This window comes from Pseudomonas sp. NFACC04-2, assembly GCF_900119265.1.
Classification (GTDB): Bacteria; Pseudomonadota; Gammaproteobacteria; order Pseudomonadales; family Pseudomonadaceae; genus Aquipseudomonas; species Aquipseudomonas fluorescens_AA.
This window is the reverse complement of sequence record NZ_FPJC01000009.1, coordinates 64,911-89,583: the sequence shown is the minus strand read 5'-3', so window position 1 is coordinate 89,583 and position 24,673 is coordinate 64,911. Positions and strand designations below refer to the sequence as shown.

At 62.0% G+C, this 24,673-nt stretch carries 25 protein-coding genes; 6 read left to right on the top strand and 19 right to left on the bottom strand.

Annotated elements, in window-relative coordinates; translation table 11 throughout:
* The first annotated feature begins 21 nt into the window (after positions 1–21).
* Positions 22–1,770 carry a putative bifunctional diguanylate cyclase/phosphodiesterase gene (locus BT125_RS14315; RefSeq protein ID WP_072407879.1) on the top strand — a complete coding sequence of 583 codons (1,749 nt, stop codon included), beginning with the start codon at positions 22–24 and terminating at the stop codon, positions 1,768–1,770.
* On the opposite strand, the gene BT125_RS14310 is transcribed toward BT125_RS14315, so the two are convergent.
* Positions 1,716–2,486, bottom strand: coding sequence for a substrate-binding periplasmic protein (locus BT125_RS14310; protein WP_072407877.1), 771 nt, complete (start codon positions 2,484–2,486; stop codon positions 1,716–1,718). The two genes, BT125_RS14315 and BT125_RS14310, sit on opposite strands and share 55 nt — an antisense overlap.
* 142 nt (positions 2,487–2,628) lie before the next feature.
* Here BT125_RS14310 and dnaX point away from each other — a divergent pair, with 142 nt between their 5' ends.
* The 4 genes from dnaX (at position 2,629) to recR (ending at position 7,099) form a co-directional block, all read left to right on the top strand.
* Positions 2,629–4,704, top strand: a complete 2,076-nt coding sequence (gene dnaX, locus BT125_RS14305) for a DNA polymerase III subunit gamma/tau (RefSeq protein ID WP_072407876.1) — start codon at positions 2,629–2,631, stop codon at positions 4,702–4,704.
* A gap of 64 nt (positions 4,705–4,768) precedes the next feature.
* Positions 4,769–5,107: a YbaB/EbfC family nucleoid-associated protein gene (locus BT125_RS14300; RefSeq protein ID WP_003183512.1), complete on the top strand. Its 339-nt coding sequence runs from the start codon at positions 4,769–4,771 to the stop codon at positions 5,105–5,107.
* A gap of 288 nt (positions 5,108–5,395) precedes the next feature.
* Positions 5,396–6,430 (top strand): NADP-dependent oxidoreductase, encoded by a 1,035-nt coding sequence (locus BT125_RS14295; protein WP_072407874.1) that lies wholly within the window; start codon positions 5,396–5,398, stop codon positions 6,428–6,430.
* Positions 6,431–6,496: 66 nt separating this feature from the next.
* Positions 6,497–7,099, top strand: a complete 603-nt coding sequence (gene recR, locus BT125_RS14290; RefSeq protein WP_072408033.1) for a recombination mediator RecR — start codon at positions 6,497–6,499, stop codon at positions 7,097–7,099.
* A gap of 125 nt (positions 7,100–7,224) precedes the next feature.
* Here the strand turns inward: recR and BT125_RS14285 are convergent, their stop codons facing one another.
* The 18 genes from BT125_RS14285 to ccoN (BT125_RS14200) all read right to left on the bottom strand — a co-directional run bounded on the left by BT125_RS14285 (position 7,225) and on the right by ccoN (BT125_RS14200) (position 23,797).
* Positions 7,225–7,773, bottom strand: a complete 549-nt coding sequence (locus BT125_RS14285) for an adenine phosphoribosyltransferase (protein WP_003183509.1) — start codon at positions 7,771–7,773, stop codon at positions 7,225–7,227.
* A 76-nt stretch (positions 7,774–7,849) separates the two neighbouring features.
* Entirely contained in the window at positions 7,850–8,584 is a 735-nt protein-coding gene (fnr, locus tag BT125_RS14280) for a fumarate/nitrate reduction transcriptional regulator Fnr (RefSeq protein WP_072407872.1), read from the bottom strand.
* 94 nt (positions 8,585–8,678) lie between these two features.
* Positions 8,679–10,061 carry an oxygen-independent coproporphyrinogen III oxidase gene (hemN, locus tag BT125_RS14275; protein ID WP_072407870.1) on the bottom strand — a complete coding sequence of 461 codons (1,383 nt, stop codon included), beginning with the start codon at positions 10,059–10,061 and terminating at the stop codon, positions 8,679–8,681.
* A gap of 183 nt (positions 10,062–10,244) precedes the next feature.
* A complete protein-coding gene (locus tag BT125_RS14270; protein WP_072407868.1) occupies positions 10,245–10,928 on the bottom strand; it encodes a sulfite exporter TauE/SafE family protein in 684 nt (227 codons plus the stop codon).
* Positions 10,921–11,139 (bottom strand): cbb3-type cytochrome oxidase assembly protein CcoS, encoded by a 219-nt coding sequence (ccoS, locus tag BT125_RS14265; protein WP_072407866.1) that lies wholly within the window; start codon positions 11,137–11,139, stop codon positions 10,921–10,923. Before ccoS ends, BT125_RS14270 begins: the two co-directional genes overlap by 8 nt.
* Positions 11,140–11,163: 24 nt before the next feature.
* On the bottom strand, positions 11,164–13,614 hold the full coding sequence (locus BT125_RS14260; protein WP_072407863.1) for a heavy metal translocating P-type ATPase: 2,451 nt from the start codon (positions 13,612–13,614) through the stop codon (positions 11,164–11,166).
* A gap of 147 nt (positions 13,615–13,761) precedes the next feature.
* On the bottom strand, positions 13,762–14,301 hold the full coding sequence (locus BT125_RS14255) for a FixH family protein (protein WP_072408031.1): 540 nt from the start codon (positions 14,299–14,301) through the stop codon (positions 13,762–13,764).
* Between the two features lie 11 nt (positions 14,302–14,312).
* The gene (ccoG, locus tag BT125_RS14250; RefSeq protein WP_072407861.1) at positions 14,313–15,728 is read right to left on the bottom strand and encodes a cytochrome c oxidase accessory protein CcoG; all 1,416 of its coding nucleotides are present in this window, start codon (positions 15,726–15,728) and stop codon (positions 14,313–14,315) included.
* A 339-nt stretch (positions 15,729–16,067) separates the two neighbouring features.
* Complete coding sequence (locus BT125_RS14245) at positions 16,068–16,490, bottom strand: type II toxin-antitoxin system VapC family toxin (protein ID WP_072407859.1); 423 nt, start codon at positions 16,488–16,490, stop codon at positions 16,068–16,070.
* Positions 16,491–16,745, bottom strand: coding sequence for a type II toxin-antitoxin system Phd/YefM family antitoxin (locus BT125_RS14240; RefSeq protein ID WP_072407857.1), 255 nt, complete (start codon positions 16,743–16,745; stop codon positions 16,491–16,493).
* A 149-nt stretch (positions 16,746–16,894) separates the two neighbouring features.
* Positions 16,895–17,878, bottom strand: a complete 984-nt coding sequence (gene ccoP, locus BT125_RS14235; protein WP_060738428.1) for a cytochrome-c oxidase, cbb3-type subunit III — start codon at positions 17,876–17,878, stop codon at positions 16,895–16,897.
* Entirely contained in the window at positions 17,875–18,060 is a 186-nt protein-coding gene (locus tag BT125_RS14230) for a CcoQ/FixQ family Cbb3-type cytochrome c oxidase assembly chaperone (RefSeq protein WP_003183474.1), read from the bottom strand. Before BT125_RS14230 ends, ccoP (BT125_RS14235) begins: the two co-directional genes overlap by 4 nt.
* A gap of 5 nt (positions 18,061–18,065) precedes the next feature.
* Positions 18,066–18,674, bottom strand: a complete 609-nt coding sequence (gene ccoO / locus BT125_RS14225; RefSeq protein ID WP_072407855.1) for a cytochrome-c oxidase, cbb3-type subunit II — start codon at positions 18,672–18,674, stop codon at positions 18,066–18,068.
* Positions 18,674–20,116, bottom strand: coding sequence for a cytochrome-c oxidase, cbb3-type subunit I (ccoN, locus tag BT125_RS14220; RefSeq protein WP_053120682.1), 1,443 nt, complete (start codon positions 20,114–20,116; stop codon positions 18,674–18,676). The genes ccoO (BT125_RS14225) and ccoN (BT125_RS14220) overlap by 1 nt, the downstream gene beginning before the upstream one ends.
* A 481-nt stretch (positions 20,117–20,597) precedes the next feature.
* Entirely contained in the window at positions 20,598–21,551 is a 954-nt protein-coding gene (ccoP, locus tag BT125_RS14215; RefSeq protein WP_072407853.1) for a cytochrome-c oxidase, cbb3-type subunit III, read from the bottom strand.
* On the bottom strand, positions 21,548–21,748 hold the full coding sequence (locus BT125_RS14210) for a cbb3-type cytochrome oxidase subunit 3 (protein WP_060743060.1): 201 nt from the start codon (positions 21,746–21,748) through the stop codon (positions 21,548–21,550). The genes ccoP (BT125_RS14215) and BT125_RS14210 overlap by 4 nt, the downstream gene beginning before the upstream one ends.
* 5 nt (positions 21,749–21,753) lie before the next feature.
* A complete protein-coding gene (ccoO, locus tag BT125_RS14205; protein ID WP_053120686.1) occupies positions 21,754–22,362 on the bottom strand; it encodes a cytochrome-c oxidase, cbb3-type subunit II in 609 nt (202 codons plus the stop codon).
* 10 nt (positions 22,363–22,372) lie between these two features.
* On the bottom strand, positions 22,373–23,797 hold the full coding sequence (gene ccoN, locus BT125_RS14200; RefSeq protein WP_072407851.1) for a cytochrome-c oxidase, cbb3-type subunit I: 1,425 nt from the start codon (positions 23,795–23,797) through the stop codon (positions 22,373–22,375).
* A 96-nt stretch (positions 23,798–23,893) separates the two neighbouring features.
* On the opposite strand from ccoN (BT125_RS14200), the gene BT125_RS14195 reads away from it, so the two are divergent.
* On the top strand, positions 23,894–24,592 hold the full coding sequence (locus BT125_RS14195; protein WP_072407849.1) for an alpha/beta family hydrolase: 699 nt from the start codon (positions 23,894–23,896) through the stop codon (positions 24,590–24,592).
* Positions 24,593–24,673 lie beyond the last annotated feature (81 nt).

Genomic DNA, 24,673 nt, shown 5'->3' with positions numbered 1-24,673 from the left:
GACTCATGGATGACTGCTTCGATGGATAAGAAGTACCGCAGGGCTGTTGACGCCGCCGCGATTTTTTCCGAGACCGATCTGAGCGGGCGCATCACCTACGTCAACGATCAATTTTGCAGTCTTTTCGGTTACCGGCGCGATGAGCTGCTGGGCGCGAACCATCGCCTGCTCAATTCCGGCCAGCACCCTGGCGAGTTCTTCAGCGCCATGTGGCGCACCATTGCCCTGGGCCAGGTCTGGAAAGGGGAAATCTGCAACCGGGCCAAGGACGGTACGCTGCACTGGGTCGACACCACCCTGGTGCCGGTGGTCGACGACCAGACAGGCCAAATCGAGCGTTATCTGGCGATTCGCTTCGACGTCAGCGAAAAGCGTCGCCTGCTGCATTCGTTGCAATGGCGGGTCGGCCACGATGTGCTGACCGGTCTGCCCAATCGTACTTACCTATCGGATCTGCTGGACCAGGCCCTGGAGTTTTCCCGAGCGGAAAACCTGCCCCTGGCGGTGTGCATGCTCGATCTTGATGGCTTCAAGGCGGTCAATGACGGCTATGGTCACGCCAGCGGTGATCGACTGTTGGTGGAGGTCGCCAGGCGCCTGCGCAGCATTGTGCGTGGCGAGGACGTGGTGGCGCGGCTGGGCGGGGACGAGTTCGTGCTGGTGCTGCGCCATGTGCGTGGGATGGAAGAGCTGCATGCCGCTTTGAACCGGGTGTTGATCGCCGTCTCGATGCCGTATGCCATTGACGGCAAGGACATCAAGGTCTTCGCCAGTATTGGCGTCACGTTGTTCCCGTGGGACAACGAAGACGCCGAGACCTTGTTGCGTCACGCCGACCAGGCGATGTACGTGGTCAAGCAAAGCGGTCGCAATCGTTTCCACTTGTTCGATGTGTCCCGGGACAAGGAGGTACGGGCCACTTACCAGACGGTCGAGCGAGTCCGCCAGGCACTGGCCGATAACGAACTGCGGCTGCATTTCCAGCCCAAGGTCAATATGCGTCATGGCACCGTGGTTGGCCTGGAGGCGCTGCTGCGCTGGAAGCATCCGCAACGTGGCCTGGTGCCGCCTCGGGAGTTCTTGCCCCTGGTGGAGGAGACTGACCTGATCGTCGAGATCGGCGAGTGGGTCATGGAACAGGTCTTGACCCAGTTGCAACAGTGGCAGCAAGCGGGGCAGGGCTGGCCGGTGAGCATCAATATCTCGGCGCGGCATTTCCAGCGGGCGGATTTTGTCGAGCGGCTGCGACAGGTGTTGGAGCGGCATTCGGCGGTGCCGCCACGGCTGTTGGATCTGCAGATTGTCGAGTCCGTCGCCGTGGAGAACCTGGCCCATGTCAGCGCCTGCCTCCAGGCATGCCAGGCGCTGGGCGTGGGGTTTTCCCTGGGCGGTTTCGGCACCGGCCACTGCTCGCTCAACGACCTCAAGCACCTGCGCACGCAAACCATCAAGATCGACAAGACCTTCGTGCGCGACATTCTCGATGACCGCGACGACCTGGCGCTGACCGAGGCGGTGATCGGCCTGGCTCGGGCATTTGGCCGCGAGGTGGTCGCCGAAGGGCTGGACAGCCTGGAGCATGGTCAGTTGCTGCTGAACCTGGGCTGCGAGGTGGCACAAGGTTATTTCATCGCCCGGCCCATGCCACCCGAACAGGTGCCCGGTTGGGTACAGGGGTTCGTCCCGCCTTCGCAATGGCAGCAGCGGCCAGGCGATCAGGGCGAGGATGCCTCGCTCTCGGCGCGCGATGCTTCACTGCGGCCGGTGTAGAGCTGGATGATCGCGTCGATTTCCCCGGACGTCTTCATGTTCAGCAATGTCCTCAGAATGCGCTGTGCGGGAATGTTCGGATCGTTGCGTACATAACAGCTCAACAGCTGTTCCTGCAGGACAGCCACCTCATGGAGTTGGCGATCAACGGTATGGCGTTGATTGAACCAGTCCAGCGCCCATTGGCTACTGATCCCATAGCGATAACGCCCGGCCAGCAGTTTCGCCAGCACTTGTTCCTGGCTGCGGGCATCGTCGCGGTGCAGTTGACCGGCGTCGAACAAGGGTTGCAAGGTCGGGTAGCTATAGCCGAGCACTGTGCCGATGGGTTGGGGCGATAGCGTTGTTGGCGTTACCGTCGCGGGTGTGCTGGTCGTGGCGACGAGCAGGTCACGTTGGAAGAACAACGGGATGCTCCACAGATAATCACTATTGTCCTTCACCCAGTCAGGGCTGACATAGCAACGCAAGTCGATCTCGCCGTGTTTCATGGCGCCGTCGAGCCGGGCGCGGGAGAGAACGTGAAATTGCGCCGGCTTTCCTATCTGGGTGGCCAGGCTGGTCATGATGTCGGGAATGATGCCCTGGATCGGGCGGCCTCGTTCGATCTGCACCAGGGGCATCGCCCAGCCATCGGTAATGGCGAAACGCAAGGGGCCTTCCTCGGCAAGACAACTGGTACTCAACAACAGCAAAGCCCCCATGGCTAAGCGCATAAACTCTCCTGACTGTTTAAAACCGTGTAGACAACGAGGCCCTTGGCCTAGCTTAGTCACATTAGACGAGCACACCGGATGCAATTTCGCCCCTGCTCCGCTAGCATTAGCCGCTTATGTTCCTTCGTTGCGACGGTTTTCGATGAGTTATCAGGTTCTTGCACGTAAATGGCGTCCGCGCTCGTTCCGCGAAATGGTCGGCCAGACCCATGTGCTCAAGGCTCTGATCAATGCCTTGGACAGCCAGCGGCTGCATCACGCCTACCTGTTCACCGGTACCCGGGGCGTGGGCAAGACCACCATCGCGCGGATCATTGCCAAATGCCTGAACTGTGAAACCGGTATTACTTCGACACCTTGTGGCGAGTGTTCGGTCTGTCGGGAAATCGACGAGGGCCGCTTCGTCGACCTGATCGAGATCGACGCCGCCAGCCGCACCAAGGTCGAAGACACCCGCGAACTGCTCGACAACGTGCAGTACGCCCCGAGCCGTGGGCGCTTCAAGGTCTACCTGATCGACGAAGTGCACATGCTCTCCAGCCATTCCTTCAATGCGCTGCTCAAGACCCTCGAAGAACCGCCGCCCTACGTCAAGTTCATCCTGGCGACCACCGACCCACAGAAACTTCCTGCAACGATTCTGTCGCGGTGCCTGCAGTTCTCCCTGAAAAACATGACGCCGGAACGGGTGGTCGAGCACCTGACCCACGTATTGGGCGTCGAGAACGTGCCATTCGAAGACGATGCGTTGTGGCTGCTGGGCCGCGCCGCCGATGGTTCGATGCGCGACGCCATGAGCCTGACCGACCAGGCTATCGCTTTCGGTGAAGGCAAGGTCATGGCCGCCGATGTCCGAGCCATGCTCGGCACCCTTGACCACGGCCAGGTCTATGACGTCTTGCATGCACTGATCGAAGGCGATGCCAAGGCGCTGCTCGAGGCGGTGCGTCACCTGGCCGAGCAGGGGCCGGACTGGAATGGCGTACTTTCGGAAATCCTCAACGTGCTGCACCGTGTCGCCATTGCCCAGGCTCTGCCTGAAGGCGTCGACAACGGCCATGGCGACCGTGATCGCGTACTGGCCCTGGCCCAGGCGCTGCCGGCCGAAGACGTGCAGTTCTATTACCAGATGGGCCTGATCGGCCGTCGTGACCTGCCCTTGGCACCGGATCCGCGAGGCGGCTTCGAAATGGTCCTGTTGCGAATGCTGGCGTTCCGGCCAGCCGACACGGCGGACGCCCCGAGGCAAACGCTAAAGCCAGTGGGGATCAGCCAGGCCACAGCTGATTCCGCCAAGCCAGTGGCTGCCGCGCCCGTCGTTGCGCCGGCAGTGGCCTCGGCTCCGGCAGCGGTGGCACCTGTAGCCCAGCCGGTGCCGGCGCCTGTCGTCGTGACGCCCGAGCCGGAACCCGAGCCGGTCGTCGAGGCGCTGCCCGAGCCCGTTGCCGAAGAAGTCGTCGACCTGCCTTGGAACGACCCGGTCGAGCCGCAAGTGGTCCAGCAGCCGGTCGTCGAGCCTGTATTGGAAACCGTCGCCGAGCAGCCCGAGTTGCCGCCGATGCCCCTGCCGACGCCCGACAGCGTGGTGCCCGATGCGCCGGAATGGGTCGCAGCGCCCGTGCCCGAGCCGACGGTGGCCGACGTCGATCTCGCTACGCCGGGCATCGACCTGGACGACGAGCCGCCGCTGGATGAGGATTACATCGAGCCGGACATGGATTCGGCGTACAGCTACCTGGACGACCTGGCCAGCGAGCACGCCGCTGAGCCGGCCCCGGAGCCCGAGCCGGAACCGGCGGCGATGCCGGCCACCGGGCTGGCCCTGCAATGGCTGGAACTGTTCCCTAAACTGCCGATCAGCGGCATGACCGGCAGCATCGCCGCCAACTGCACGCTGATGGCCGTGGAAGGCGACCACTGGCTGCTGCACCTGGACCCGGCCCACAGCGCACTGTTCAACGCGACCCAGCAACGTCGCCTCAACGATGCGCTGAACCAGTACCATCAGCGCACCCTGACGCTGACCATCGAGCTGATCAAGCCCGAGCAGGAGACTCCGGCCCAGGCCGCATCCCGCCGCCGTGCCGACCGTCAGCGCGAAGCCGAGGAGTCGATCCACGGTGATCCATTCATCCAGCAGATGATGCAACAGTTCGGCGCCGTGGTCCGTCACGATACTATCGAACCTGTCGAGGCCCCGGTCACCCAGGGCTCATAACTGAAGGCGCCGGGCCGAACGGGCCGGGCGTGTTGTTTATCCAAGTACTTTCGAGGTGATTCCCATGATGAAAGGTGGCATGGCCGGCCTGATGAAGCAGGCGCAGCAGATGCAGGAAAAAATGGCCAAGATGCAGGAAGAACTGGCCAACGCCGAAGTCACCGGCAAATCCGGTGGCGACATGGTGACCGTGGTCATGACCGGTCGTCACGACATCAAGCGTGTCAGCATCGATCCAAGCGTGGTCGAAGGCCTGAGCGAAGACGACAAGGAAATGCTCGAAGCCCTGTTCGCCGCTGCCGTCAATGACGCGGTGCGCAAGATCGAAGCCAACAGCCAGGACAAGATGTCTGGCATGACCGCTGGCATGCAACTGCCACCGGGCATGAAACTGCCGTTCTGATTCGCCATCCCGGTCGGGATGGGCTACACCCAATGCCAGGCATCGCGCCTGGCATTTTTATTTCTGGCCCAGATACAGCGTTGGATGTCCAGCCGCTATCGCGAGCAAGCTCGCTCCCACACTGGATTGAAGTCTCCCTCAATTGTGAGGTGCGTCGCAGGTCCTATGTGGGAGCGAGCTTGCTCGCGATGCGACCATTGCGGTCCAACCGAACAAACATCGAACGCCGCCCCCTCGGCCATGGTCTGCTCCCTATACGTGCCACTCAACGATCAAGGAGACGCTTCCATGTCACAAGCATCGACCACCAGCCAGCGTATCGTCCTGGCCTCTCGCCCCCATGGCGCCCCGACCCCGGACAATTTCCGCCTTGAACAGGTAACGCTGCCTGACTTGCAGGAGGGTCAGATCCTGCTCAAGACATTGTTCCTGTCCCTGGACCCCTACATGCGTGGGCGAATGAGCGACGCACCTTCCTACGCCGCGCCGGTGGAAATCGACGAGGTGATGACCGGCGGCGCTGTCAGCCGTGTAGAGCGTTCCATGCACCCGAAATTCCAGGAAGGTGATCTGGTGGTGGGCGCCACGGGTTGGCAGAGCCACAGCATCAGCGATGGGCGCAACGTGATGCCCATCCCGTCCGGGCTGCCCAGCCCGTCGATGGCCTTGGGTGTATTGGGCATGCCGGGCATGACCGCTTACATGGGGCTGATGGACATCGGCCAGCCCAAGACCGGGGAAACCCTGGTGGTCGCGGCCGCCTCGGGTGCCGTGGGCTCGGTGGTCGGCCAGGTGGCGAAGATCAAGGGCCTGCGTGTCGTCGGGGTCGCGGGCGGCAGCGAGAAATGCAAATACGTGGTCGATGAGCTGGGCTTTGATGCCTGTGTCGATCACAAGAGCGCCAATTTTGCCGAGGAACTGGCGCAGGCTTGTGACAAGGGCATCGATATCTATTACGAAAACGTCGGCGGCAAGGTCTTCGATGCCGTCGTGCCGTTGCTCAACGCCAAGGCGAGGATCCCGCTCTGTGGCCTGATCGCCTCCTACAACGATCATCAAGCACCGAGCGGTCCGGATCGCTTGCCGCAGCTGCAGCGTACTTTGCTGACCAAGCGCGTGCGGATCCAGGGGTTTATTGTGTTCGACGACTACGGTGACCGTCAGCCGGAGTTCATCAGTGCCATGGCCCCTTGGGTGCGCGATGGCAAGATCAAGTTCCGTGAAGACGTGGTCGATGGTTTGGAAAATGCGCCGCAGGCGTTCATCGGCCTGCTTGAAGGGCGCAACTTCGGCAAGTTGGTGGTGCGGGTCGCGCAGGATTGAGTATTTGACGCTAATCGGAGGCGCGGGTATAAACCGCGTCTCGTTGTTATGTCGGACATTTCCTCCATGAGCTTCAGCCCCTTGATTCGCCAACTGATCGATGCCCTGCGAACGTTGCCGGGTGTGGGTCAGAAAACTGCCCAGCGCATGGCGTTGCAATTGCTCGAGCGTGATCGCAGCGGCGGTTCGCGCCTGGCCCAGGCCTTGAGCCAGGCCATGGAAGGCGTAGGGCATTGCCGTTTATGCCGCACCCTCACCGAGGATGACCTCTGCCCGCAATGCGCCGACCCGCGTCGGGACGACACCTTGCTCTGCGTAGTGGAGGGGCCGATGGATGTGTATGCGGTAGAGCAGACCGGTTTTCGTGGTCGTTATTTCGTGCTCAAGGGCCATTTGTCCCCGCTCGACGGCTTGGGGCCGGAAGCCATCGGCATTCCGCAGTTGGTCGCGCGGATCGAGGAAGCGGGCACGTTCACGGAAGTCATCCTCGCCACCAACCCGACGGTCGAAGGCGAAGCCACCGCCCATTACATCGCCCAACTGCTGAACAACAAAGGCCTGGTCGCCTCCCGCATCGCCCACGGCGTGCCTTTGGGCGGCGAGCTGGAATTGGTTGATGGCGGGACGCTGGCGCATTCGTTTGCGGGCCGTAAGCCGATCGCGTTGTAACAGCTACCCAATTCCTTGTGGGAGCGGGCTTGCTCGCGAAAGCGGGGTGTCAGCCAACATAAGGGCTAACTGATACTCCGCCTTCGCGAGCAAGCCCGCTCCCACATTAGGTTTCGTAGTGAGCGTTATTTTTCGCTGAGGGAGAACTGCGTCAGGCAGAACGTCGGGATCCCCATGTCTTCCAGGCGTTGGGAGCCGAGCAGTTCCGGCAAGTCAATGATCGCTGCGGCCTCGTGGACCTTGGCGCCCATGCGGCGGATCAGGTTGGCGGCGGCGATCAGCGTGCCACCGGTGGCGATCAGGTCATCGAACATCACCACCGAGTCTCCCTCGCACAGGCTGTCGGCATGCACTTCAAGGAAGGCTTCGCCGTATTCGGTCTGGTATCCCTCGGCCAGTACGTCGGCCGGCAGCTTGCCTTGCTTGCGGAACAAGACCAGCGGTTTGTTCAACTGATAGGCCAGGATCGAACCGATCAGGAAACCGCGGGCATCCATCGCGCCAATGTGAGTGAACTCGGCCTCGACATAGCGGTGGGCGAAACTGTCCATGACCAGGCGCAGGGCGGTCGGGGATTGGAACAGTGGGGTAATGTCGCGAAAGATCACGCCGGGCTTGGGGAAATCGATCACGGGGCGGATCAGGGATTTGATGTCGAAGGAGTCAAAGACCATCGTGGAGGTGTCCTGGCAGGGCTGCAAACGCGGCAGTATAGCGCGGCGGGGAAAATCCCTCAGCCGCGCTGGTTCATCAGCCGTCGATCGAGCCGCCGGCCAGGGCGCAGAGCTGGATCGGGTCGAGGATGTGAATTTCCTTGCCTTCGGCGGCAATCAATTCGTTCTGCTGGAAACGGGTGAACACCCGGGACACGGTTTCCACCGCCAGGCCCAGGTAATTGCCGATTTCGTTGCGCGACATGCTCAGGCGGAACTGGTTGGCCGAGAACCCGCGGGCGCGGAAGCGTGCCGAGAGGTTGACCAGGAACGTGGCGATGCGCTCGTCGGCGGTTTTTTTTGAAAGCAGCAGCATCATCTGCTGATCGTCACGGATTTCCCGGCTCATGACCCGCATTAACTGACGACGCAGTTGCGGCAATTGTATGGCCAACTCGTCCAGGCGGTCGAAGGGGATTTCGCACACCGAGGTGGTTTCCAGCGCCTGGGCCGAGACTGGATGGCTCTCAGTGTCCATGCCCGACAGGCCCACCAGTTCGCTGGGCAGGTGGAAACCGGTGAGCTGCTCTTCGCCGCCATCGCTCAAGTTAAAGGTTTTCAAGGCGCCCGAGCGCACCGCGTAGACGGAATCGAAGGTGTCGCCCTGGCGAAACAGGAATTCACCTTTTTTCAACGGACGGCCCCGTTTAACGATTTCGTCGAGCGCCTCCATGTCCTCCAGATTCAATGAAAGTGGCAGGCACAGGGGAGCCAGGCTGCAATCCTTGCAGTGGGCCTGGTTGTGGGCGCGCAGTTTGACTGGCTCGGACATTTCTTCAATCCTTGTGGGAAAACACACATAAGCCGTAAGGGTACCCCAGCGTAGGCACTCCGGCCAGTGCGGTTTCGTCGTCAAATTGTCGCGCTCAGATAACTCGGGAGAAGCGCTGCCGGTTGTGTTGCTCCAGATAGGCATCGAAGACCATGCACACGGATCGCACCAGCAGGCGCCCGGCGGGCAGGACTTTGATGTGCATGTTGTCGAGCTCGATCAGACCGTCCTTGGCCATGGCCTGCAATTGCGGCCATAACGGCGCAAAATATCCGCCAAAATCGATATTGAAGGTTTGCTCGATCTCGGCGAAGACCAGGTTGAAATGACAAATCAATTGCTGGATCACCGCACGCCGCAGTCGGTCGTCGGCGTTGCATACCCAGCCGCGACTGGTTGCCAGATGCCCGTCGGCGAGGGTGTTCTGGTAATGGTTCAGGTCGCTGCTGTTCTGGCAGTACAGGTCGCCGACCTGGCTGATAGCCGACACGCCGAGGCCGATCAGGTCGCAATGGCCATGGGTGGTGTAGCCCTGGAAGTTGCGCTGCAACGTAGCCTCTTCCTGGGCGATGGCTAAATCGTCGTCGGGCAGGGCGAAGTGATCCATGCCGACGTAGCGGTAGCCGGCGGCGGTCAGTTGTTCGATGGTGCCCTGCAGCATCGCCAGTTTCTGCTCCGGGTTCGGCAATTCCTGGCTGTTGATGCGCCGCTGGGGCATGAAGCGTTCCGGCAGGTGGGCGTAATTGAACACCGAGAGCCGGTCCGGTTGCAGGTGGATGACTTCATCGACCGTGCGGGCGAAGTTGTCCGGGGTCTGCTTGGGCAGGCCGTAGATCAGGTCAATGTTGATCGAACGGAACTGCAAGGTGCGGGCAGCCTCGACCACAGCGCGGGTTTCTTCCAGGCTTTGCGGGCGATTGACGGCACGCTGCACCGCCGGGTCAAGGTCTTGCAGGCCGATGCTGACCCGATTGAACCCCAGTTCACGCAACAGCCCCATGGTTGACCAGTCGGCTTCCCGGGGATCGATCTCGATGCCGTAGTCGCCGGAGTCGTCGTCCAGCAGGTTGAGGTGCTTGCGCAGCGTGGCCATCAGTTGGCGCAGCTCGTCGTGGCTGAGGAACGTCGGGGTGCCGCCGCCAAAGTGCAACTGTTCCACGGGCTGGGCCGGGTCCAGGTGGCAGCCGATCAGCTGGATTTCCTGTTCCAGGCGCTGCAGATAGGCGTGGGCGCGGCCACGGTCCTTGGTGATGACCTTGTTGCAGGCGCAGTAGTAGCAGATGTTCGCGCAGAACGGCACGTGTACATACACCGACAGTGGCCGTCGGGCCTTGCGGCTGTCACGCAGGGCATGGAGCAGGTCGAAGGTGCCCACCTGGCCGCCGAACTGCGCCGCAGTCGGGTACGAGGTGTAGCGTGGTCCCGCCAGGTCGTAGTGGCGGATCAGGTCTGAGTCCCAACGGATGGCGTCGAGCATGCGGGTGTTCCCCGGGTAGGCTGGCATGGGGCGAGTCTAGAGGGGGAGGCGCGGGGTGGTCTTGATTTGTGTCAACAGGGCATGGGTGTTGTCGATGATGGCCTCATCGCGAGCAAGCTCGCTCCCACATTTGCTCTGCGGCGCCTGTGGGAGCGAGCTTGCTCGCGATGGGGGGCGACTCGGTCAATGGCCCATGAGCCAATGCTGATGCGGCCCCGGCAGTGTCCAGATCCCGAAAACAATCACCAACAGCCCTCCGGCCATGCGCACGCTGCGTTTGCGCAGCAGGGCGGTGATACGCTCGGCGGCCAGGCCAGTGGCGAGCAGCACCGGCCAAGTGCCCAGGCCGAAGGCGAGCATCAGCAGGGCGCTGTCCAGGGCATTGCCCTGGCTGGCGGACCATAGCAGGGTGCTGTAGACCAATCCGCAAGGCAGCCAGCCCCATAGGGCACCGAGCAGTAAGGCCCGGGGCAGGCTCGACACCGGCAGCAAGCGGTTGGCGACGGGTTGGATGTGCCGCCACAAGCCACGCCCCACACTTTCGATGCGGGTCAGGCCGCTCCACCAGCCCGCCAGGTACAGGCCCATGGCAATCAACAGCAGGCCGGCCAGCACCCGCATGATCATCGCCGCTGGACTGTTGGACACGGCCCAACCGGCCAGGCCGATCAGCAGCCCGGCAGTGGCATAGCTCAGGATGCGCCCCAGGTTGTATGCCAGCAGCAACCGAAAGCGGCGACTGCGCTGTTCCTTGGGAATCGCCAGGGTCAGGGCGCCCATCAGGCCGCCGCACATGCCCAGGCAATGGCCGCCGCCCAGCAGGCCAAGGATAACGGCTGAAACCAGCAGTGGCGCCAGGTCAAGCATGGGGTGGGGCCTTGTCGTCCGGCTTGCGGACCTCGCTACTGGCTTCGTCCACCGCCGCCTTGTGGTTCGGGTCCTGATCGTCGAACAGGATGCTATGGGCCGGACCGTCGAGGTCGTCGTACTGTCCGCTGTCCACGGCCCAGAAGAAAATGTACACGGCGATGGCCACGATCAGCAGCGCGGCCGGGATCATCACGTAAAGAGCTGGCATGTTGGAACTCCATGCCCGCGCGGCTCAAGCCGGCAGCGGGCGGGTATCGGGCGCGGCGGTGAAAACCTGCGCCTTGGGCTGACGCGTCAGCCTCAGGGCATTCAACACCACGGTCAACGAACTGATGGACATGCCGACCGCGGCCCACACCGGTGTAATCCAGCCAAGGGCGGCGAACGGCAACATGAGGCCATTGTACAGCCCTGCCCACACCAGGTTCTCGACGATCACTCGGCGGGTGCGCCGGGCCAGATTGAAGGCGTGGATCAGGGCGTCGAGGCGGTTGGACAGTAGCACGGCGTCGGCGCTGGTCTTGGCCAGATCGGTGGCCGAGCCCATGGCGACACTGATGTCCGCCGCCGCCAGCACGGGCACGTCGTTCACGCCATCGCCGAGCATCAGCACCTTTCGGCCCTGTTGGTGCAATTGCTGCAACACCGCCAGTTTGTCGTCCGGGCGCAGGCCGCCCCGGGCCTCATCGATGCCCAGTTCGGCGGCGACGCTGGCAACCATCGGCGAACTGTCGCCCGACAGCAGCAGTGTTCGCCAGCCCCGCGCCTTGCAGGCCGCCAGCAGGGCCGGGGCGTCGGCGCGCAAGCGGTCATCGAGGACGAACCAGGCCAGCGGCCCGACCTCATCGCCCAGCAACAGCCATTGCCCGGCTTCGTCCGGCATCTGCGGTATGGCGGCGCCACTCAGTTCGCAGACAAAACCGGGCTGGCCGATGCGCAGGCGTTGTTCGGCCACGAGGCCTTCCAGGCCCAGCCCCGGGGTGCTCTGCACCTGCTCGGCGGCCAATGGGGCGCGGCCAAAAGCACGGGCGATGGGGTGTTCCGAACGGTTTTCCAGGGCCGCGGCCAGGCCCAGGCAGTGATCGCCGTCGAGGGTCGCCAATGGCCGAATGGCGCGCAATGCCAGGCGGCCTTCGGTGAGGGTGCCGGTCTTGTCGAAAATGACCGTGTCGATCTGGTTCAGGCCCTCCAGTACATGGCCACGCGTCAGCAGCAGGCCAAGTTTGTGCAAGGTACCGGTGGCTGCGGTAAGGGCGGTCGGCGTGGCGAGGGACAATGCGCAGGGGCAAGTGGCGACCAGCATCGCCAGGACGATCCAGAAGGCCCGTGAGGCATCCAGTTGCCACCACAACAGGCCAATGGCCGCCGCCGCGACCAGGGAGAACAGCAGGAACCATTGGGCGGCGCGATCGGCGATTTCCGCCAATCGCGGTTTCTCGGCCTGAGCCCGTTCCAGCAGGCGAACGATGGCCGACAAGCGGGTATCTTGCCCGAGGGCCAGCACCTCGACGGTCAAGGCGCCTTCGACGTTCAGCGTGCCCGCGGTGACCGCGTCGCCCACCTGCCGAGGTTGGGGCAGGTACTCACCGGTCAGCAGGGATTCGTCGATGCTGGACTGCCCCTCGAGGACTTTGCCATCAGCCGGCAGGACTGCCCCGGGATGCACCAGCACCCGGTCACCGGTGCGCAATTCGCTGAGCAGGATGCGTTCGCTCTGGCCATCATCCGCCAGGCGCAGGCACGAGGCCGGTAACAGATTGACCAATTGGGCGGTGGCGGCGGCCGTGCGCTCCCGGGCCCGGCGCTCCAGGTAACGGCCGGCCAGCAGGAAAAGGGCAAACATGCCCACGGCATCGAAGTACAACTCGCCAACGCCTGTGATCGACGTCCAGATCCCGGCAATGTAGGCGCTGCCAATGGCCAGGGACACCGAAACGTCCATGGTCAGGTGGCGTGTGCGCAGGTCGCGCATGGCACCTTTGAAGAACGGCGCGCAGCTGTAGAACACGATGGGCGTGGTGAGAAACAAGGCGACCCAGCGCAGGATGGTGTGCATCTCCGGGCTCAGGTCGATGTTGAATTCCGGCCAGGTGGCCATTGTCGCCATCATCGCCTGGAACCACAGCAGACCGGCCACGCCCAACTGGCGCAGTGCCAGGCGGTTTTGTGCGGCGAGTTGCTCGCACGCCTGGTCGGCCTGGTACGGGTGGGCAACGTAGCCGATCTGGCGCAACTCGGCGAGCAGCGTGCTCAGCGGCAACTGGGCGTCGGCCCAGCGTACGTGCAGGCGATGATTGGACAGGTTCAACCGCGCCTCGGCCACGGCCGGCAGGCTGCGCAGCTGTTTTTCGATCAACCAGCCGCAGGCGGCGCAACTGATGCCTTCCATCAACAGGGTGGTTTCGGCCAATTCGCCCTCATGACGCACGAACGACTGCTGCACGTCAGGGCGATCGTACAGCGCCAGTTCATCGATCAACTGGACGGGCAGGGTCTCGGGATTGGCCGACGCTTCACTGCGATGCAGGTAGTAGCTTTCCAGGCCACCGGCGACAATGGCCTCGGCCACCGCCTGGCAGCCCGGGCAGCACAGCTCGCGGGTTTCACCGAGGACAACGGCGGTGAAGCGACTGCCAGGGGGGACGGGCAGGGCGCAGTGGTAGCAGGGCTGTGGAGTGGTCATGGTTGTCGCATGAAGGCTTGCAAGGGGTAAACGAACTGTAGGAACTGCCGAAGGCTGCGATCTTTCCCGTGACACTTGAGTCTCAAACGGAAGATCAAAAATCAAAAGATCGCAGCCTTCGGCAGCTCCTACAGGGCGGTGAGCAGCTTATTTTTTCAGGTCTTCAGCGCCTTGCAGCGGTTCATCACCGAGCAGGATGGCCTGGTCGTGGTTGATCTGTTCTTCTTCGAACAGGCGCCAGGTCTTGTCGTTCTCCACCCCCAGCAATTCGACAAAGCGCCGGCCTTCGACCTTGTCCGTCAACTGGCCGACATAGCGCCCCGGTTCGCTATCGTTGCGGGTCAGGACGATCTTGCGGTCCTTCTCCGGCTGGGTCGGCGAGATCAGGCTCAGTTCCACGGTCTGGGGGCGGCTGTTGCCGTTCAGGCGCAGGTTCACTTCGCCGGTCACGTCATCCAGTTGCACGTTGGCATGCAGTTGCAGGGTCTGGGCCAGCAGTTCGCGCTCCAGCGAGCGGTTGATACCCTTGCCGGCTTCGTAATAGTTGTCGTTGACCAGGTTGTCCGGGTTCTTCACCGCAATGGTCACCATCGTCAGGCTCAGTGTCACCGAACAGCTCAGGATCGCGATGATGATCCACGGCCAGAGGTGCTTGTACCAAGGGCTGGTGGCGGTTGCTGCAGGCATGTTCATTTCTCTCAACGAGTTTGTGGGCCGATGAACCGGCTCTTGGCTTCGACATGTACGCTTTCGTCATCGGCGTCCTTGAGGGTGAAGGTCACCTCGTTGGTGCTCGATGGCAGTTGCTCCGGTGCGCTGGACAGTTCAACCGGCTGGCTGTAGATCTCGCCGGCCGCGACCTTGATTTCCCGACGGCCTTGCAGCTTGAGGTCGGGCAGGCCTGAGGCTTCCAGGACGTACGTATGGTCGCGTTGGTCTTTGTTCATGATCTTCAGGCTGTAGACGTTCTCGATCCGGCCTTCGGCGTTTTCACGGTACAGCACGCGGTCCTTGCTGACGTCGAAACCCACCAGCGAGCGCATGAAGAACGCCGCCGCCAGCAAGCTGATCATGGCCAGCAGCACCAAGGCGTAACCGATCAGGCGCGGGCGCAGTTTATGGGTTTTCTGCCCCGAGAGGTTGTGTTCGGTGGTGTAGCTGATCAGGCCGCGCGGGTAGTCCATCTTGTCCATGATGCTGTCGCAGGCGTCGATGCAGGCTGCGCAGCCGATGCATTCGATCTGCAGGCCGTCGCGAATGTCGATGCCGGTCGGGCAGACCTGGACGCACATGGTGCAGTCGATGCAGTCCCCAAGGCCCAAGGCTTTGTAGTCCACACCTTTCTTGCGCGGGCCACGGCTTTCGCCACGACGCGGGTCGTAGGACACGATCAAGGTGTCCTTGTCGAACATCACGCTTTGGAAGCGCGCGTAAGGGCACATGTAGATGCACACCTGCTCACGCAGCCAGCCGGCGTTGCCATAGGTGGCGAGGGTGAAGAAGCCGATCCAGAAATACGACCAGCCATCGGCCTGACCGGTAAAGAACTCGAACACCAGTTCGCGGATCGGTGTGAAGTAACCGACAAAGGTCACGCCGGTGACGAAGCCGATCAGCAGCCACAGGCTGTGCTTGGCAAACTTGCGCAAAAATTTGTTGGCGCCCATGGGAGCCTTGTCGAGCTTGATGCGCTGGTTGCGATCGCCTTCGGTGACTTTTTCGCACCACATGAAGATCCAGGTCCATACGCTTTGTGGACAGGTGTAGCCACACCACACCCGTCCGGCATAGACCGTGATGAAGAACAGGCCAAATGCCGCAATGATCAGCATCCCCGACAGCAGGATGAAATCCTGGGGCCAGAACGTCGCACCGAAAATGAAGAACTTGCGTTCCGGCAGGTTCCACCAGACAGCCTGGTGGCCGCCCCAGTTTAACCAGACTGTACCGAAATACAGCAGGAACAAGAGCGCTCCGCCCAGCATCCGCAGGTTACGGAACAGGCCGGTGAAGGCGCGGGTGTAGATTTTTTCCCGAGAGGCATACAGGTCGACGCTCTTGTTCGCGCCCTTGGCAGGCGGGGTAACGTCATGTACCGGAATCTGGTTGCTCATCAATTGCATCCCACGGCAGTGGAAAAGTGCCGGGGCCAGTGCGTGCCGACCTCGGTCAGAAAGGGTATTGCAGTGGCGCAATGATACGCCTGTAGCTCTGGCTCAAGGGTGCGACCTTTGGTCGCGTTGGGCGTCTGCACAGAATGGTGTAGCGGATGTAACAAGTCATGACCCAGATCAATTGACATTGTAGGAGCTGTAGGAGCTCTCGAGTGAAACGAGGCTGCGATCTTTCCCCTGACGCTTGAATCCCAAGCGAAGATCAAAGATCGCAGGCTTCGCCAGCCCCTACACAACCCAGCGGGATCAGGCTCCCTCGCCATAGAAATGCATGCCGTCTCAAGCGGGAGGACGGGATGACCATGGGTTGAGCACCGCCACGCCGCTGCTCTGGAAATCGCTCACGTGGCGGGTGACTACGGTCAGTCCGTGGACCAACGCAGTGGCAGCAATCAGTGCGTCGCATTCATTGCTGCGATCCGGAACGTGCAGGCGAGCACAGCGCAGCGCGACGGCGCGGTCGACCGCCAGGATCCGGCCGGCAAAGGCAGGCAGCACGTGATTATCCAACCAGGCTCGCAAGCGGCTGCCTTGCGTCGGGTCCTTGCGTTCGAAGCGCAGCACGCCGGTTTCCAGTTCCAGTACGGTAATCGCCGAGACGTACAGGCTGGGAGCGGGAACGCTGCGCGCCCAGGCCTGGACGTTTGGGTCTGCCTGGGATTTGCGCAGTTCGGAAATGACGTTGGTATCGAGTAAAAACATTCAGGACAGGTCCACCGAGCGGGGCTTGATGACGGCGCGCTCGGTATTGAAGTCGATATCCGGCGCATCGGGCATGACCAGCAACTCGACAATGCTGGTGCCGATGCCGGTCAGTTTCTGGTACTCCTCAATGCTTAGCAGTACATGGGCCGGCTTGCCACGGTCGGTAATGATGACCGGCCCCTGGCGGGTGGCTTTTTTGGCACCACTTGTGTCGTGGTTGAATTCGCGGCTGGAAATAGTGGTGATGGACATGGCGGCGTTCTCGATAGAACTGAATGTAGGCACGTTACTACCACTGCTGTTTGCGGGCAAGATAAAACAATTTCGTCCTGGCGTACCGGCAAACGAAAAGGCCCCGTCAACGCTGGTTGACGGGGCCTTTGGTGCATCAGGCGTTGGCTTTACTGGGCGTCAGCCGCAGGTGCCTTTTCGCCGTGGGACAGGCTGTAGACATAGGCGGCCAGCAGGTGGACCTTGTCGTTGCCTTGCAGGTCGGCCTGGGCCGGCATCTGGCCCTGGCGACCGTAGCGGATGGTCTGCTGCAGTTGGGCGAAGCTCGAACCGTAGATGAAACCGGCCGGATGCGTGAGGTCAGGTGCGCCCATGGCGGGCGTGCCCTTGCCGGCAGGACCGTGGCAGGCCACGCAGTTGGCCGCGAACAGTTTCTGGCCGTTGGCCGGGTCGGCCTTGGCGCCTTCTGGCAGCTTGCGACCGTGCAGGCTGGTCACCAGGTAGGAAGCCACGTCGGCCACGCCTTGTTCGCCCACCACAGCAGCCCAGCCCGGCATCACGGCGTGACGGCCGCCCATGATGGTGGTCTTGATGGTTTCCGGCTCACCACCCCAGCGCCAGTCGGCGTCGGTCAGGTTGGGGAAGCCATAGGCACCCTTGGCGTCGGAACCGTGGCAGACCGAGCAGTTGGAGGCGAACAGGCGGCCACCCATCTTCAGGGCTTGCGGGTCCTTGGCGACCTCTTCGATCGGCATGGAGGCGAACTTGGCGAAGATCGGGCCGAACTTGGCGTCCGAGCGAGCCATTTCCTTTTCCCACTCGTGAACGCCTGTCCAGCCGGTCTGGCCGTTGGCGAAGGCGGTCTGCTTTTCGTTGTCCAGGTAGTTATAGCCTGGCAGCAGGCCTTTCCAGTTGCCCAGGCCAGGGTAGAGCACCAGGTAACCGAGGGCGAACACGATGGTGCCCACGAACAACATGAACCACCATTTCGGCAGCGGGTTGTCGTACTCTTCGATCCCGTCGAAGGAGTGGCCAACCGTCTCTTCAGTGGCTTCGCTGCGCTGGCCCTTGCGGGTCGACAGCAGCAGCCAGGTCAGGGCGAAGATCGTACCCAGACTGAGGACTGTGACGTACAGACTCCAGAACGTAGTCATTCTTTGTTACTCCTAGAAGCTTGCTCGACGTGCTTGATGGCCTCGGGATCATCCGCGAACGGCAGCAAGGTCGCGTCGTCAAACTCCGACTTGCGCTTGGGGCTGAACACCCACAAGGCCAGGCCGATAAAGGCCACCATCACGACGACGGTGCCCAGGCCACGAATCATCCCGATATCCATTCAGATCACCGTTTGCTTTTGATGATGGTGCCCAGGCCTTGCAGATAGGCCACCAGCGCGTCCATTTCAGTCTTGCCCTTGACGGCATCCCTGGCACCGGCGATGTCTTCGTCGGTGTAAGGCACGCCCAAGGCCCGCAGGACTTCCATTTTCTTGGCGGTGTCTTTGCCGTCGAGCTTGTTTTCTACGAGGAACGGGTAGGCCGGCATTTTCGACTCAGGCACAACGTTGCGCGGGTTGTACAAGTGCGCACGCTGCCAGTCGTCGGAGTAACGGCCGCCAACGCGGGCCAGGTCCGGGCCGGTCCGCTTGGAGCCCCACAGGAACGGGTGGTCCCAGACGCTTTCACCGGCAACCGAATAGTGGCCGTAGCGTTCGGTCTCGGCACGGAACGGACGGATCATCTGCGAGTGGCAGCCGACACAGCCGTTGGCGATGTAGATGTCGCGGCCTTCCAGTTCAAGGGCGGTACGCGGCTTCATGCCTTCGACCGGCTTGTTGGTCACATCCTGGAAGAACAGCGGAACGATCTGGGTCAGGCCGCCGATGCTCACGGCGATGACCATGAAGAAGGCCAGCAGGCCGATATTCTTCTCTACTGCTTCGTGCTTCATCAGTGAGCTCCAACTACGGCGATCTTGGCGGCGGCTTCAGCTTCAGCCGGGTCAGAGGCACGAACGGTGCGATACACGTTGTAGGCCATGAACAGCATGCCGCTGGCGAAGAACGCGCCGCCCAGGGCACGTACGATGAAGCCAGGATGGCTGGCTTGCAGCGCTTCGACGAACGAGTAGGTCAGGGTGCCGTCGTCGTTGATCGCACGCCACATCAGGCCTTGGGTGATGCCGTTGACCCACATCGAGGCGATGTAGAGCACGGTGCCGATGGTCGCGAGCCAGAAGTGCGCGTTGATCAGGCCGGTGCTGTGCATCTGCGCACGACCGAACAGTTTTGGGATCATGTGATAGATGGCGCCGATGGAAATCATCGCCACCCAGCCGAGCGCACCGGCGTGTACGTGGCCGATGGTCCAGTCGGTGTAGTGGCTCAGGGAGTTGACGGTCTTGATGGCCATCATCGGGCCTTCGAAAGTCGACATGCCGTAGAACGCCAACGACACGACCAGAAAGCGCAGGATCGGGTCGGTGCGCAGCTTATGCCAGGCACCCGAGAGGGTCATCATGCCGTTGATCATGCCGCCCCAGCTTGGCGCCAGCAGGATGATCGACATCGCCATGCCCAGGGACTGCGCCCAATCCGGCAGTGCGGTGTAGTGCAGGTGGTGCGGACCGGCCCAGATGTACAGGGTGATCAACGCCCAGAAGTGGACGATGGACAGGCGATAGGAATAGATCGGACGCTCGGCCTGCTTCGGCACGAAGTAGTACATCATCCCCAAAAAGCCGGTGGTCAGGAAGAAACCCACGGCGTTGTGGCCGTACCACCACTGGATCATCGCGTCGGTCGCGCCCGAGTAGGCCGAGTACGACTTGAAGAAGCTGACCGGCAGGGAGGCGTGGTTGACGATGTGCAGCATGGCGGTCACGACGATGAAGGCACCGTAGAACCAGTTACCGACGTAGATGTGCTTGGTCTTGCGCTTGACGATGGTGCCAAAGAACACCAAACCGTAGGTCACCCAGACGATGGCCAGCAAGATAGCCAGGGGCCATTCCAGCTCCGCGTATTCCTTGGTGGTGGTGAAACCCATTGGCAAGGTCACGATCGCACCGACGATGACCGCTTGCCAGCCCCAGAAGGTGAAGGCGGCGAGGCTGTCGGAGATCAGTCGCGTTTGGCAGGTTCGCTGCACGACGTAGTAAGAAGTGGCAAACAACGCACAACCACCGAAGGCGAAGATCACCAGGTTGGTGTGCAGCGGGCGCAGGCGTCCAAATGTCGTCCATGGCAGATCGAAGTTCAACTCCGGCCAGACCAGTTGCGAGGCGATGAAGACACCGAGCCCCATGCCAAGGATCCCCCAGACCACCGTCATGATGGCGAACTGGCGGACTACCTTATAGTTATAAGCAGTCGGACTGATTGCTGTGCTCATTCTAAGGTTCCACGGTTTGGGTGTTTTATTAGGATAAAAATCGGTCGCAAGTATGGAGAAAGCGGGGGGGCATTGCAACGCGCCATGACCTGGGTCAATGCTTTCCAAAGCTGATTCTGCGGCCTTTCCATGTGCCGAGTAGGGACAAAATTGACCCTCGGCAAAATGTCGCAACGAAGGAAAGAGGCGAGGGGGTCAGGTCGGTTGTAACGGGGTGTGTTCGAACACGGCGTTCGGGTGATGCCAGGCAACTGTCGCAACAGCCGGTAATCACCTGCCTTTGCGGCCTTTTTGTCGAACGATTGTCGAACGCATCGGGTCGGGTCGACCTGAAACCGGCAGTCGCCAGCGCACGCAGAGGCAAGCTTAGACCTGATTCCGGGGAACCGAAAGGAAGACGATGGGAGGGTGCGACAATGCGTCGCGCAGGGGCACGAAACAGCCGCATCCAGGTGAATGCGGCTGTTTGTGCGGTCAGGATTTATTCGCTTTTGTGTTCCGCTTGCAGGCGCTCGGTGCGGGCGCCCTGGGACAAGCTGTAGACGTAAGCCGCGAGCAGTTGCACCTTGTCATTGCCCAGCAGTTCATTCTGCGCCGGCATGTGGCCCTGGCGACCATGGCGAATGGTCTGCTGCAACTGGGCCAGGCTGGTGCCGTAGATGAAACCGGCCGGTTGCGTCAGGTTTGGCGCGCCCATGGCTTCGGTCCCTTGGCCGTTGGCGCCGTGGCAGGCCACGCAGGTGGTGTTGAAAGCCTGCTGGCCGGCCTGCAGATCAGCACCGCTGTCTGCCGGCAAAGGCAGGCCGGCCAGGTCGTGGCGTACATAGGCGGCCACGTTCTTGACCCCGGCGTCCCCCAGCACCTCGCCCCAGGCCGGCATCGCCGCCATGCGACCGCCCATGATGGTCGCCTTGATGGTGTCGGCGGCGCCACCCCAGCGCCAGTTGCTGTCAGTCAGGTTCGGGAAGCCGAAGGCACCCTTGGCGTCCGAGCCGTGACAGACCGAGCAGTTGGAGGCGAACAGGCGCCCACCCATCTTCAGGGCTTGTGGGTCCTTTGCCACTTCTTCCACGGGCATGGCGGCGAATTTGGCGAAGATCGGCCCGAACCTGGCGTCGGCCTTGGCCATCTCCTTTTCCCATTCATGGGCGCCGGTCCAGCCATTCTCGTACCCGGGCAGGATGCCTTTCCAGTTGCCCAGGCCTGGATACAGGACCAGATAACCGACGGAAAACACCAGGGTGCCGGCAAACAGCAGGAACCACCACTGCGGCAATGGGTTGTCGTATTCCTCGATGCCGTCGAAGCTGTGGCCCATGGTCTGGTCGACGCTGCCCTTGGTTTCGCCCTTGCGGGTGCCGATCAGCAGCCAGGTCAGGCCGATCAGGCTGCCGATGGTCAGTACGCAGATCCACGTACTCCAGAAGGTGGTCATGGCCGGGTACTCCTTGTCGCAGGGTCTTGTGGGGTGATGTCGGCGGGCGGTTCGTCGGCGAACGGCAGCAGGCGCGCCTGGGCGAATTCCGGGCCACGCTTGCTGCTGAATACCCACAGGGTCAGGCCGATGAAGGCGATGAACACCACGACGGTGCCCAGGCCACGGATCATTCCAGTGCTCATTTCAAAGAACATCAGGCTCACCTCTTGCTCTTGATGGCAGTGCCGAGCACTTGCAGGTAGGCCACCAGCGCGTCCATTTCGGTCTTGCCCTTGAGCGAGGCCACGCTGCCGGCGATGTCGTCGTCGGTGTACGGCACGCCGAGGGTGCGCATGGCGCGCAGCTTGCCTTCGGTGTGGCTGCTGTCCACCGCCTGGGCTACCAGCCATGGGTAGGCCGGCATTTTCGACTCAGGCACGACGTTGCGCGGGTTGTACAAGTGGGCGCGGTGCCAGTCATCGGAGTAGCGCGCGCCGACCCGTGCCAGGTCCGGCCCGGTACGCTTGGAGCCCCACAGGAATGGGTGGTCCCAGACGCTTTCGCCGGCGACGGAGTAGTGGCCGTAGCGCTCGGTCTCGGCGCGGAACGGACGGATCATCTGCGAGTGGCAGCCGACGCAGCCTTCACGGATGTAGATGTCGCGGCCTTCCAGTTGCAGGGCGGTGTAGGGCTTCATGCCGTCCACCGGCTTGTTGGTCACGTCCTGGAAGAACAGCGGCACGATCTGGGTCAGGCCACCAATGCTCACGGCCAGGACCATCAGCAGCATCAACAGGCCGACGTTTTTTTCGATTGTTTCGTGTTTCATGGTGGACTCCTCAGGCCATCTGCGCGGCAGCGGCGGCTTCGGCAGGCTGGTAGGCCCGCACGGTGCGCCAGGTGTTGTAGGCCATCAGCAGCATGCCGAGAAGGAAGATCGACCCGCCCGCCAGCCGCACGACGAAGCCTGGGTGGCTGGCCACCAGGGTTTCGACGAAGGAGTAGGTGAGGGTGCCGTCCTCGTTCACCGCGCGCCACATCAGGCCCTGGGCGATGCCGTTGACCCACATCGAGGCGATGTACAGCACCGTGCCGATGGTCGCGAGCCAGAAGTGCGCGTTGATCAGGCCGATGCTGTGCATCTGTTGCCGACCGAAGACTTTCGGGATCATGTGATACAGCGCACCGATGGAAATCATCGCCACCCAGCCGAGCGCACCGGCATGTACGTGGCCGATGGTCCAGTCGGTGTAGTGGGAGAGGGCGTTGACGGTCTTGATCGCCATCATCGGACCTTCGAAGGTCGACATGCCGTAGAACGCCAGGGACACCACCAAAAAGCGCAGGATCGGGTCGCTGCGCAACTTATGCCAGGCACCCGAGAGGGTCATCATGCCGTTGATCATGCCGCCCCAACTGGGGGCCAGCAGGATCAGCGACATCACCATGCCCAGGGACTGTGCCCAGTCCGGCAGCGCGGTGTAGTGCAGGTGGTGCGGACCGGCCCAGATGTACAGAGTGATCAACGCCCAGAAGTGGACGATGGACAGGCGATAGGAGTACACCGGGCGCTCGGCTTGCTTGGGTACGAAGTAGTACATCATCCCCAGGAAGCCCGCGGTGAGGAAAAAGCCTACGGCGTTGTGGCCGTACCACCATTGCACCATCGCATCCGTGGCTCCGGCATACACCGAGTAGGATTTGGTGAAGCTCACGGGCAGTTCCAGGTTGTTGACGATGTGCAGGATCGCCACGGTCAGGATGAACCCGCCGAAGAACCAGTTGCCGACGTAGATGTGCTTGGTGTTGCGCTTGGCCACGGTGCCGAAGAACACGATGGCATAGGCGACCCAGACGATGGTGATCAGGATGTCGATCGGCCATTCCAGCTCGGCGTATTCCTTGGAACTGGTGTAGCCCAGTGGCAGGCTGATGGCCGCCAGCAGGATCACCAATTGCCAGCCCCAGAAGCAGAATGCGGCGATTTTCGGCGCAAAAAGCTGGGTCTGGCAGGTGCGCTGCACCGAATAGAACGAACTGGCAAACAGGGCGCAGCCGCCAAAGGCGAAGATCACCGCGTTGGTGTGCAACGGGCGCAGGCGGCCGAAGCTGGTCCAGGGCAAATCGAAGTTGAGCTGCGGCCAGACCAATTGGGCGGCGAGAAAAACCCCGAGCCCCATGCCGACGATGCCCCACACCACCGTCATAATGGCGAATTGGCGGACCACCTTGTAGTTGTAGGCGGTACTGATAGAAGTGTTCATGGTTCCCCATCCACGGTTCAGCCGAAGTGAGCGCCTGCGCAAGGCAGTGCGGCGTGCTTCGCCTGGAGTTATAGGCAGACTAAAAGCGAGGCAAGCATGGACAAACAGCACAAGGCCAGTATTGACGGGGATCAATGGCCGCGGTGCGTGGCCGAACACGGTTGGCTATGGACGGCCGCGCAACCGGGTATCGTTGCCGAGCCCCCGACCCTCATCCTGGCCCATGGTGCCGGCGCGCCGATGGACAGCGGCTTCATGGAGGAAATGGCCGCGCACCTTGCCGTACGGGGCGTCAACGTGTTGCGCTTCGAGTTTCCCTACATGGCGCAACGGCGCCTGGACGGTGGAAAACGCCCACCCAATCCAGCTCCCAGGTTGCTGGAATGCTGGCGTGAGGTGTACGCCACGGTGCGGCCTTATGTCGCTGGGCGGCTGGCTATCGGCGGTAAATCCATGGGCGGGCGGATGGCGAGTCTGCTGGCTGATGAACTGGGCGCGGATGCGCTGGTGTGCCTGGGGTATCCGTTCTACGCAGCAGGCAAGCCGGAGAAACCGCGGGTCGAGCATCTGACTGGGTTGAATACGCCGACCCTGATCGTGCAGGGCGAGCGCGATGCGTTGGGCAATCGTGAAACGGTGCAGGGGTACGTCTTGTCACCCGCCATCGAGGTGATGTGGTTGGCGGCGGGGGATCATGATTTGAAGCCGTTGAAGGCTTCGGGGCTCAGTCATGGGCAGCATCTGGAGGCTGCGGCGGACAAGGTGGCAGCGTTTCTTCAATCAGCCATTTGTTGATTGCCAGTGCCTCATCGCGAGCAGGCTCGCTCCTTCAATTTGAATGCATTGAATGAGCTGTTCAGAACTTCTGTAGGAGTG